General features: G+C 48.2%; 3 protein-coding genes. All 3 read left to right on the top strand.

All coding sequences use genetic code 11. From position 1 onward, the window contains the following. Positions 1-7 precede the first annotated feature (7 nt). The 3 genes from ACG3M1_RS07755 (at position 8) to ACG3M1_RS07765 (ending at position 12285) form a co-directional block, all read left to right on the top strand. Complete coding sequence (locus tag ACG3M1_RS07755; protein WP_100933891.1) at positions 8-7297, top strand: MSCRAMM family protein; 7290 nt, start codon at positions 8-10, stop codon at positions 7295-7297. A 208-nt stretch (positions 7298-7505) separates the two neighbouring features. Then, entirely contained in the window at positions 7506-11012 is a 3507-nt protein-coding gene (gene nifJ / locus ACG3M1_RS07760) for a pyruvate:ferredoxin (flavodoxin) oxidoreductase (protein WP_002608271.1), read from the top strand. Between the two features lie 61 nt (positions 11013-11073). Then, complete coding sequence (locus tag ACG3M1_RS07765) at positions 11074-12285, top strand: AI-2E family transporter (protein ID WP_008819144.1); 1212 nt, start codon at positions 11074-11076, stop codon at positions 12283-12285. Positions 12286-12356 lie beyond the last annotated feature (71 nt).

Genomic DNA, 12356 nt, shown 5'->3' on the forward strand with positions numbered 1-12356 from the left:
GATAAAGATGAGCAAACGCTTATGGAACGTCTTTTACCGCATGCTGCCTGTCAGCCTTCTGGAAACGGCACAGCCGTGCATAGAAAATGCGAGCATGGATATTGTCATAGAAGAGAGGATGCGTGACGGTAGTGCCAGAGACATACGCAGAATGCGTCATGTCAAGGTCTGTCACTCTCAGAACGAATGCTGTTATTATGATGTACCCATCGATCCGGCTACCGGTATTGGAAAAATCACGATTTCCGATATCCAGGCAGTACAGCATGTCATCGTACAGACGGATGAAAGCGGACAGCAGATGATCAACGGAGATGAGGTGGATATCACCTATCTGGTGGATGAGGAAATTCAGCAGGAGGACTACGCCACAGTGATCTACACGAGTACGACCTCTCACCGCACAGTCCGCATCATCAATCAGCAGCTGGGTGAGACACAGCTGCATGTCGTAAAGAAATTAGTAGATATGAACGGGAACCCGCTGGAATTTCAGAGGGACATGGCATTTACCCTGCATGTCATGCAGAATGGGCAGGAGCAGTGTGTTACCCTGGATGCATCCAATGACTTTCAGGAAACCATCTGTGACCTGCTGCCAGGCTATACTATGGTTGAGGAAAGCGGATGTACAGGGTATCTGACCCGCTGGAGATTCAATGATGAGGGAGAAACCTCGGATGGCCGCTTTGATCTGCTACCGCAGGAAAATGAACTCGTCATGATCAATGAACTGCGTGCAGACACTGTATTGAAAATTGAAAAGTATATTCGTATGGAAAACGGACACCTGTACAAGCCGGGCTGTGGTGAGGTTTATCAGGTTCGCGTTATCTCTGACAGCGATGATCGTCTGATTGAGCTGAGCGAGGATAATGACTACTGTGCCATGCTTTGCGGACTGCTGCCGGGCTATTACGATATCAATGAGCTGAGTGATCCGATGGAAGCGAATCCGGTTTATATCGTAAATGGCCGTGAGGAGCAGTGCTATGCCAATGTAGAGCTGAATGACTGTGAGCAGGCATCGGTTATGATTATCAATTCACAGCAGAATATGGGACTTTGTGAAGGTATGACCTCACCGCTTCGTATCTGCAAGTTTATTCGCAGCTGTGACGGCAGTGTTTCCAAGCCGTCGAAGGATCTGCAGTTCATGGTCATGGTCAGCGGCTGCGGTATGAATGAAACCTTTAATCTGAATGCCAGCAACAACTTCTGCGTGGATATCGCGAATTTGTGCAATGGGGAATATGTCATTGAGGAAGTGAGCTGTAATACCGATTATACGACAAGCTATGTTATCAACGGGGGAAGAGAGAGTACTAGCGCCTGTATCCGCATCAATGGTGACAATGCCTTCTGTGTGTCCGTCATCAATGAGGAACGCAATGCAGGTACGGTCAGCATCTGCAAATATGTGCGCAATGAATTCGGTGATTTGATTAAGCCGCAGAAGCATCAGTGCTTTCATGTAACCCTCAGCTCCTACTTCTGTAAACGCTGCTTCGAGCTGAATGCGGATAACGACTGGTGCATGTGCTTCGATGATCTGCGCTTCGGCAGCTATGAGGTGCGTGAGGATGCACCGTGTGAGTATGAGGTCAGCTATCAGGTCAACTGCGGACGGGAGTGCCGTCATGCCCGCTTTGTTGTCGATGACTGCTGTGAAAATGAAATCCGCATCATCAACAGTGTTGCGAAGAGCAGCTGCGGTGTTTTGAAAATCTGTAAATTTGAAGAAACACGAAGCGGTGAGCTGGTCAAGCCGGGGCGTGATGAGGAATTTGAAGTCTGTGTGGAAAGTGCCTGCTTCAAGGAAACGTATCTGTTAAAGGCCGGAAACAACTGGTGTGTCATGCTGGAGGGTCTTGCGGCAGGAGAATACCGGATTACCGAGCTGGACAGCTATGATTATGATGTTTCCTATATCGTCAATCAGCAGGATGAATGCGATGCCATCGTGTATATGGATGGGTCCAATCAGGAGGTCAGCATCATCAACCGCCGCCGCAACAGCGGTATGCTGAAGCTGCGTGGTGTTGTTCGCTGCTGCAACGGGGACATGCAGCGTCCATCCAGAGGCATGCTTCTGGATATCCTGGTCGAAGGTAGAGAGTGCAGTGAGCACGTCTGTCTGCGTGCGGAAAACAACTGGTGTGTGATTCTGGATCAGCTGCCGCAGGGACGCTATCGTATTGTGCAGAAGGATAATCTGGGCTATCGCGTCAGCTACGTCATAGACGGCAACGAGGAAAGCTTCGGCAATGTCGAGCTGGGACAGTGCGATGTGGAGGTTCTGATTGTCAATCAGGAAAGCGACTGCACAGGAAGTGTCCGCGTTACCAAGTATATCGAGGATGCGCATGGAGAGCTGTTCATGCCGTGTCCGCAGGATGAATTCCGCTTCCTGTTACAGGGACAGGGCTTCAGCCGCACCTACCGCCTGTGTGCACGCAATGACTTCTGTGTATATTTCGATGATCTGATGGAGGGAAGCTATGAAATCAGTGAGGTCGATGAAAACTGGAATGTCCGCTACCGCGTCAACGGGGAAAGCTGCGAGCGTGCCTGCTTTACACTGGGACGTGATGATGAATATATCGACATCATCAACAGTGAACAGCGGCAGGGCGTTGTAACAATTGAAAAACGCATACGGGATGGAAACCGTATCGTGATGCCGGATGAGGATGCCGTATACCGTGTGCTGCTCAAGGGCAAGAACTGTCATGAGGTATATGAACTGCATGCCGGCAATGATTTCTGCATCTGCCTGAGCAATCTGGCCAACCAGCATTATGAGCTGCGTGAGCTGGGCGGCGGTAAGCATGTATATGACATCAACGGGGAATTGCATGAGAGCTGCTACTTCCTGTTCGAGGGAGAAAGCATGCATGTTACGATCATCAACGAAGAGGAGCGCTGCGGCTGTATGCTGCTGGAGAAGCGTATCGCGGATGCAGACGGTAACCTGGTCATGCCATCCTATGGTGAGTCCTTCTGTGCCATCGTGGAAAGCGATATGTGCACACAGAAAATCGAGCTGAACAGCGAAAATGATTTCTGTGTCCGCCTGTATGATTTGCCGCAGGGACATTATGAGGTACGTGAGGTTCCATGCGAGGGCTATGAGGTCAGCTGGCTGATCAATGATCTGCCGTGTGCGTCTGCCGTCGTGGATGTGTGTGATGAGGATGTCTGCATCACCATGGTAAATACACCGTGTCCAAAGGGCTGCATCCGTGTTGGTGCACTCATGGAGGAGGACGGCGTTCGCCGTGATCTGTGTCCGGGCGAAGAGGTACGTGTGGAAATCGTCAGCGAGCATTGCAAGGAAACACTCTGCCTGAACAGCCGCAATAGCTTCTGCGATGAATTGAAGAATCTGCAGCCGGGCTCTTATACACTGCGTGTGCTTGATGCCGGTGCGGTTCGCTTTGAAATTGAGGAGTGTGTATTCGAGGATGTTGTCTGCATTGAATTAAACGGGGAATGTGTAAGCGTCTGTGCTGTGATCAAGCAGCCGCGCCGCGCCGACATCACCGTTACCAAATGCATGGAAAACGGATTCAAAGAACGCTTTAAGCCGGAACGAAACGACACCTTCCGTATCCAGCTCCTGCATGATAAGGAAAAACAGGAATGTGTTCTGGACAGAAGCAATGACTGGACAGCGACCTTTTGCAGGCAGCCAAACGGCGCCTATGAAATCCGTGAGCTGGGGGATCATGAGGTCCGTTATCAGATCAATGAGGAGTGTCCGAAGGATAGCGGATACTTTGAGGTCAGGGATGAAGCTGTAAACATTACCGTGCTGAATGCAAGCGAGGCTATGGCGAAGCTGCATCTGGAGGCAGTCGTCAAGAATTGTGAGGATGATCTTACAGCGCCGTCAAAGGACATGGTGTTCCATATGCAGGTCAAGGGGAAGCATATGGATAAGACCTTCGTGCTGAATGAGCGCAATCACTGGCATCAGGCGGTGGAGCTTCCGCAGGCGGAATATCAGGTTATTCAGAAGGAGGATCCGCAATTCAAGGAGCTGTATTATCTGGTGGATGATGCACGCGAGTGCGATGGTACAATCGTGTTATGCAGTGATGTGCATGTACAGTCTGTCAATGTAATGAAATGTGCATTGGGAAGCATCACGCTTTCCAAGTACATGCGCGATGCATCCTGCGGCTGTCTGAAGAAACCGCAGCAGGAAGAGGAGTTTGAGGTGGACGTCAGGGGAGAAGCGTTCCATCAGATCATTACGCTGAACTCCTGCAACCGCTGGAAGGAAACGCTGGAGCATCTTCCGATGGGGGTATATGAGCTGCGTGAGCTGAATACAACGCATGATGTCAGCTATATCATCAACGGGGGTAAGGAAGCAGAGAGTGCTGTCATCAATGTGGAAGCGGAGAACGTGGATGTCAAGGTAATCAATGAGGAGAAGCAGCCGCATGAGGGAAGCATTGAGCTGTGCAAGCTCATTCGTGACACTGAGGGGTGTTACCGCTATCCATCCGAGCAGGACAGCTTCTGGGTACGCATCAAGGGAGAAGAGGAAACAAGCAGAGTTCTTCTGAATTACGCAAATCACTTCTATGCCAGCCTGCGCAATTTAAAGGACGGCTGGTATGAAATCATCGAAGAGAGTGGACAGGAGGGTGTTCGCTATGTCGTCAATAATGCGGCACCGCTTGCAAGGGGAATCGTTCATGTCATGCAGAATGCCAATACGGTGAATATCATCAATCCGCAGGGGACAGGAAACACCGGCAGCATCACGTTGAGCAAATATGTAGAGGATGCACAGGGACTGCTGAGCAAGCCGCAATCAGGCAGCTATCGCATCCATGTTTCCTCACCGGGCTATAACGAAATCTTCACATTATCCTCCAGAAACAGCTTTACGGAGACGATTGGACCGTTACCAAGCGCAACCTATGTCATCGATGAGCTGGATCATGAGGATGTCAGCTATATTATCGACGGCGGTTCTCAGGTGGATCGCGCCATTGTGGCAGTGAATGGCACTGCGCATCAGGTACAGGTCATCAATCGGGAGCAGGTAGCGGAAAGCGGCAGCATCACCATGGCCAAATATATCCGTCAGGATGGTATGCTGATGCGCCCGCAAAAGGATGCGTCCTATGTCTTCCTGGTATCCGGGCCTTCCTATAATGAGCTGATCACACTGGATGCCTCCAACCGCTGGATGCGCGTGCTTTCGGATTTGGCAGCAGGGGATTATGTCATCAGCGAAACGACGACGATGGATGCTGTCAGCTTCATCATCAACGGGGGGAATGAAGTGGACCGCGGTATCATCCATGTGGCAGGTACCAGCAATACCGTTCAGATTATCGATACACCGCAGGCATCCGGCAGGGGCAGTATACAGCTGGATAAATATATGCGCCGCAATCAGAATCTGGTGCGTCCGGATGAGGATTTTGTTTCCACCATTCATATCTCACGACCGGGGTACAATGAGGTCTTTACATTGAATCGTGAAAACAACTGGTCGCTGCTGGTAGATGCTCTGGAGGATGGCGTGTACGTCGTGGATGAGGTCGATGACCGCTATGATGTGAGCTACATTGTCAACGGTGCAAGTGAGGTTAACAGCGCTATTGTCAATGTGGAGGGCAACGTCAGTACCGTGCAGATCATCAATACGGTGAAGGAAGTCTTCGGCAGTATCCGCATCGAGAAGTTCATGCGGGTAAATGGCAAGCTGGAACAGCCGGCACAGGATTTTGTGACCCGGGTACATGTATCCAAGCCGGGCTACAATGAGGTATTTACCCTGAATGCAGCCAATCACTGGAGCATCCTTGTCAAGGATCTGATGGATGGCTGGTATGTGATCGATGAAGTGGACAGTGATGATCAGGTCACATATATTATCAACGGCGGCAGCGAGGTCGCAAACGGCATCGTGCATGTTGAGAAAAATTCCAATGAGGTGGCAATGATTGATGTAGCTGGGGGAAGCGGGGGCTCCATCACGCTCTCAAAGCTTATCCGCAACGCCAGCGGACAGCTCGTTTTGCCGAATGATACCCAGCGCTTTGTTGTTGCGGTAAGCGGTGCGGGAATGCAGACAAGCGTCGTTCTGCAGAAAAGCAACAGCTGGAAGACCACACTGCGTGATCTGGCAGCGGGAACCTATCAGATTTCTGAACAGAAGCCGGGCGGCTATGAGGTGACGTATATTGTAGATGATGCGCAGGAAAGCTCCACTGCTACGGTGGAGGTCGGCCGTGATGCGCACAATGTCAGCATCATCAACGCCCAGCGCAGCAGCTATGGAAAGCTGGAAATCACAAAATTCATCAAGCAGGCAAACGGTACGCTGATCCGCCCGGCGGATGGCGACCAGTATGTTGTGGAAATCTATAATATGACGACGATGCGCCGTGTGGAATTGAACTTCGGTAATTCCTTCACCTATGTGGTCAACGATCTGCCGAAGGGGACCTACAGCATCCGGGAAATCAATAATGATCAGTTCATCACAACCTATCGGGTAAACGGGGGAGCGGAAACCGATAGTGCTACCATCACCATGGGGGATGCTGTCAGCAATGTTGTGGAGGTTATCAATGAGCTGATTGTCAACCGCAGTACGATTGAAGTATTCAAGTATATGCTGGACGATGACGGCAACTATCTGCCGCCAAGTGCTCCGGACACGTTTAGATTCCGCATTCGCGGGGAAGGAATCGATCAGGTGTATGACCTGAATGTGGATAACAGCTGGCATCAGTCACTGACAACGTATCCAAGCGGTGCCTATGAGGTGCAGGAGCTGGATTCCTCCTATCCGGTACAGTATCTGATCAATTCGCCGGAGCTTGTGGATGAGGCGAAATTTACCGTACTGCCGGGAACAACCGTAGTGGTTGGTATTATCAACCGTACCAGTGGTGTACAGAACGGTTCCATGGAGCTGACCAAGCGGGTTCGCAACGCACAGGGGGAATTGCAGCGTCCGGCGGATTCCCAGTCCTATGTCATGCAGGTGTCCTCCGATTCCTTCAACCGTTTTGTGACGCTGTATAAGGACAATGATTTTACGGCGCTGCTGGAAAATCTGCCGTATGAGACTTATCAGATTCAGGAAACCAGTGGAAATGGAAGCGTCAGCTTTCTTATCAACAATGAAACGGAAACGACACAGGGCATACTGGAAATCATCAGCGATACAAGGAATGAAGTGACAATAATCAATACAGAAACACAGGCGTTTTATCGCAGCAATGCGGCAAATACCGTGAAAATTGTAATTGAATAAGAAGGGGAAAAGACCTTGAAAACAGGTCTTTTCTTTCATTTTGTATACATTTTCTTTCATGTAGTGAAAATAAGCGGTGCAAACTTTTCAATTCCCAAAATAATTACAAAATTCCCTTGAAATCCAACGAAAAATTGCTTAAAAATCCTAGTAAAATCAAAGATAAAGTTTTATAATAGAGAAGTAAGTTATGCAAGGAGGAAAACAAATGACTAAGAAATTTATGTCAATGGACGGTAATACTGCAGCCGCACATTGTGCGTATGCATTTACCGAACTATCTGCGATCTACCCGATCACTCCATCTTCACCAATGGCTGAGGTTGTTGATCAGTGGGCTACACAGGGTCGCAAGAATATTTTTGACAGTGTTGTAAAAGTTGCTGAACTTCAGTCCGAAGGTGGAGCAGCTGGTGCAGTACATGGTGCTTTACAGGCAGGATCTCTGGCTACAACCTTCACGGCTTCCCAGGGTCTGCTGCTGATGATTCCAAACATCTACAAGATGGTTGGTGAGTGTCTGCCAGGCGTTATCCACGTTGCAGCTCGTGCACTTGCTACAAGAGCACTGAACATCTTCGGTGACCATGAAGACATATATGCATGCCGCCAGAGCGGTGTATGTATGCTGGCTTCCCATTCTGTACAGGAAGCTATGGATCTGGCTGGTGTAGCTCATTTGGCTGCAATCAAGGGGTCCGTACCATTCATGCACTTCTTCGATGGATTCCGTACATCTCACGAAATTCAGAAAATCGAAGTTATGGATACAGATGTATTCAAGGAACTGGTTGACAAGGAAGCTCTTGCTAAATTCCGCAAGAACGCTTTAAATCCTCACACAAACCCGGTAACACGCGGTGGTGCTGAGAACGACGACATCTTCTTCCAGGGTGTGGAAGCAAGAAACAAACACTTCGATGCAATTCCTGACATCGTTGCTGACTACATGAAGAAAATCAGTGAAATCACTGGTCGTGAATATGCACCGTTTACTTACTATGGTGCAAGTGATGCAGAACGTGTAATCGTTGCTATGGGTTCTGTAACAGAGGCTGCTAAAGAAACAATTGATGCACTGACTGCTGCCGGAGAAAAGGTTGGTATGATCAAGGTTCACCTGTACCGTCCGTTCTCTGTAAAATACCTGCTGGCTGTACTGCCGGAAACAGTTAAGAAAATTGCTGTACTGGATCGTACAAAGGAAACAGGATCCATGGGAGAGCCTCTGTATCTTGACATCCTGTCTGCACTGAAGGATAAAGACATCGAAATCATCGGTGGACGTTACGGTATGGGGTCCAAGGATACACAGCCTTACCACATCAAAGCTGTCTTTGATGAACTGAAGAAGGATGAAATGAAGAACAGCTTTACCATCGGTATCGTTGATGACGTTACCAACCTGAGCCTGGAAGCAGATTCCAACTTCCACGTTCCAGCTGACTACACTTCTTGCTTATTCTGGGGACTGGGATCAGACGGTACGGTTTCTGCAAACAAATCCACTGTCAAGATCATCGGTGACAATACAGATCAGTATGCACAGGCTTACTTTGCATATGACTCTAAAAAAGCCGGTGGTGTTACCCGTTCTCACCTGCGTTTTGGAAACTCTCCAATCCGTTCCACTTACTATATCGGTAACGCAGACTTCATTTCCTGCTCACTGGATGCTTACATGTTCAAATATGACATGGCGAAAGATATCAAGGAAGGCGGAAGCTTCCTGTTGAATACTACCTTCTCCAAAGAAGAAATCGTTGAGCATATGCCGAACCGTATGAAGGCGCAGCTTGCTAAAAAGCATGCAAAATTCTACATCATCAACGCAACTAAAATCGCTCAGGAAATCGGTATGGGACGTAGAACCAACACGATTCTGCAGTCTGCATTCTTCGCACTGAATGAGCAGATCATGCCATACGATACAGCTGTTGAGCTGATGAAGGCAGCAGCGAAGAAATCCTACTCCAAGAAGGGTGATGCTGTTGTACAGCTGAACTACAAGGCAATCGATGCCGGTAAAGCCGGAATCGAAGAAATTACGGTGGATGCAGCTTGGGCTGATCTTCCATTTGATTCCAGCCGTAAGCTGACTGGTGACGAATATTTCGATAACCATGTTGCAGTAATCAACGGTCTGGAGGGCTATGATATGCCTGTCAGCGCATTCACAGGAGACTTCCTGCTGGATGGCTCTATCCGTAACAACGTAGCATTTGAAGAAAAACGTACCATTGCAGTACAGGTACCTACATGGCACCCGGAAAACTGTATCCAGTGCGGTATCTGTAGCTTTGTATGTCCGCATGCAACAATTCGTCCGTTCCTGTTAACAGAGGAAGAGGTTGCTGCAGCACCTATGGAATTTGAAACAATTACACCAATGGGTAAGGGTGTTGAAAACCTGAAATATCGTATCCAGGTTACTCCTGCAAACTGTGTAGGCTGTGGTCTGTGTGCGGTTGAGTGTCCTGGTAAAGCCGGTAACAAGGCTCTGGAAATGGTTGACATCAACGAAAAGCTTGGTGAAGAACCACTGGCAGATTACCTGTTCAAGCATACAGAATACAAGACTGAATTCTTCCCGGCTGATACCGTTAAGGGATCTCAGTTCATGATGCCTTACTTCGAAGTAAGCGGAGCTTGCCCTGGCTGTGGTGAAACTCCATACTATAAGCTGGTATCTCAGTTGTTCGGTCATGACATGCTGGTTGCGAATGCAACAGGATGCTCTATGATCTACTGTTCTTCCACTCCTTCCACTCCATTCGTAAATGACAGCAATGGTGAGGGTGTTGCATGGGCGAACTCTCTGTTCGAAGACAATGCGGAATTCGGATATGGTATGGCTCTGGCACAGAACTATAAGGAATCAAGAATCCTGAAGACAATGGAAGACAACATGGAAAATGTTGAGCCTGCTCTGAAGGAAGCATTTGCTAAATATCTGGAAGTACACGGTGACCGTGATGCGGAAAGAGAAATCGCTCCGACAATCAAGGAACTGGCTGCTAAATCTGATATCGCTATGGTAAAAGAACTGGCAGACGTTGACCTGGTTTCCAAATCTATCTGGATCGTCGGTGGTGACGGATGGGCTTATGACATCGGTTACGGCGGATTAGACCACGTACTGGCAAACAACCTGAACGTGAATGTTCTGGTTCTGGATACTGAGGTTTACTCCAACACTGGTGGACAGTCCTCCAAATCCAGCCAGGCTGCATCTATCGCCAAGTTCGCTGCAGGTGGTAAGACAACTGCGAAGAAGGACCTGGGACAGATCGCTATGGCATACGGACACGTATATGTAGCTGCAATCTCTATGGGAGCAAATAAAAACCAGACACTGAAAGCACTGAAGGAAGCAGAAAGCTATGATGGACCATCTCTGATCCTGGCTTACTCTCCATGTGCGGAGCACGGTATCAAGGGCGGACTTGCTAACCACCAGAGAACACAGGCAAAAGCTGTTGAGTGCGGATACTTCGATCTGTATCGTTATGACCCAAGAAAAGAAACTCCTCTGACAATCGACTCCAAGGAGCCTGATTACGAGAAGATGCTGGACTTCATGATGACAGAAACTCGTTACAGCCAGCTGCCTAAGGTAAAAGGTGAAACAGCGTACGAAATGTTTGAGAAAACAAAGAAAGACGCTATGAAACGTCATAAGAGATTACTTGCAATCGCAAAAGAAGAAATGTAAGAAATCATAAAAAGGATTGGATACGTCCAGTCCTTTTTTTCAAAAGAAAGAGGGGATGCACATGAAACTGCCTTTTCGTGATAAAGACGTTATACGATCCATACGACCCTGGATTTACCTGAGTACCTATATTCTTCTGCTTGGATTTCTCCTTGTGCATCTGCAGGACTTGAAAAACGGCTTTGATTTTGTATTATCCGTGTTTAAATCCCTGCTGTATGCCATTGTCTTTGCCTATGTTTTAAATCTGCCAATGAAGCATATTGAGGGCTTTCTGCTTCGCCATACAAAGCAGGATTCCTTTCTCCAAAAGAAAAAACGTGTCATTTCCATGATACTCACGTTTCTGCTTGCTCTGATTTTAATCATTCTTATCGGCAGTATCATCCTGCCTAGCATTATCGATTCTCTCATATCCCTTATGGAAAATCTAACCTCCTTCTTTACGAATATTGTGAAGAATATCGATGAGGTGCTGGCATATTTCCATATTGATTATCGAATCGAGAATATTACACAGGTTGAGCAGTTCATTCAGATGCCATGGGAGAAAATCGTTACCAACGTAATCAATCTGCTGTCCGGCAGTGCCAGCGGGATTTTATCAAGCGCTACCGGCTTTGTTTCCAGCTTTGCTGTCGGCTTTACGGGCTTTATGTTTTCCTTGTATCTGCTTAGCGGGAAAGAAAACTTCATACGCCAGATGCGCAAGGTGACAGCGGCCTTTCTCGGATATGGAAATTCAAAGATTGTTTTCCGCTATGCTGCACGTGTAAACCGGATATTTTCCAGCTTTATCGGCGGGCAGCTGACGGAGGCCTGTATTTTGTGGGTTTTGTATTATATCTTCATGCGGCTGTTTCAATTCCCGTATCCGGAGCTCATCTGTACACTGATTGCCGTTTGTTCCATGGTTCCGGTATTCGGCTCCATGTTTGCGATGAGTGTCGGAGCGATTATGATGCTGTCCAAGGATCCCTTACAGAGTGTATGGTTTATCATATTCTATCAGATACTCAGCTACTTTGAGGATAATGTCATTTATCCCCGTGTGGTTGGCAATTCCGTGGGACTCCCCGGTCTCTGGGTGCTGCTTAGTATTTTTGTTTTCGGGGATCTGTGGGGTGTCTTCGGTATGATTATGGCAGTACCGACTACAGCATGTCTGTATGTTTTCTTTACGGAATATGTGAATCACCGTTTGCGGAAGCAGAGGCTGATTGTAACAGAGGAAACCGTGTATCAGGAGGATGAAGAGGAGCATTCTGCATAAGATAAGGTTTGTGGAATCGGTATGCAAATCATCTCATTTCCGTCACGCAAAAGGTAGGAATTTCCTGATTT

Source organism: Clostridium sp. 10cd* (genome assembly GCF_044336395.1).
GTDB lineage: Bacteria > Bacillota_I > Bacilli_A > Erysipelotrichales > Erysipelotrichaceae > Clostridium_AQ > Clostridium_AQ innocuum.

Bases quoted from the DNA above. Each gene is read 5' to 3' on its own strand.
- ACG3M1_RS07755 (WP_100933891.1), top strand. From the start codon at position 8: ATGAGCAAACGCTTATGGAACGTCTTTTACCGCATGCTGCCTGTCAGC.
- nifJ (WP_002608271.1), top strand. From the start codon at position 7,506: ATGACTAAGAAATTTATGTCAATGGACGGTAATACTGCAGCCGCACAT.
- ACG3M1_RS07765 (WP_008819144.1), top strand. From the start codon at position 11,074: ATGAAACTGCCTTTTCGTGATAAAGACGTTATACGATCCATACGACCC.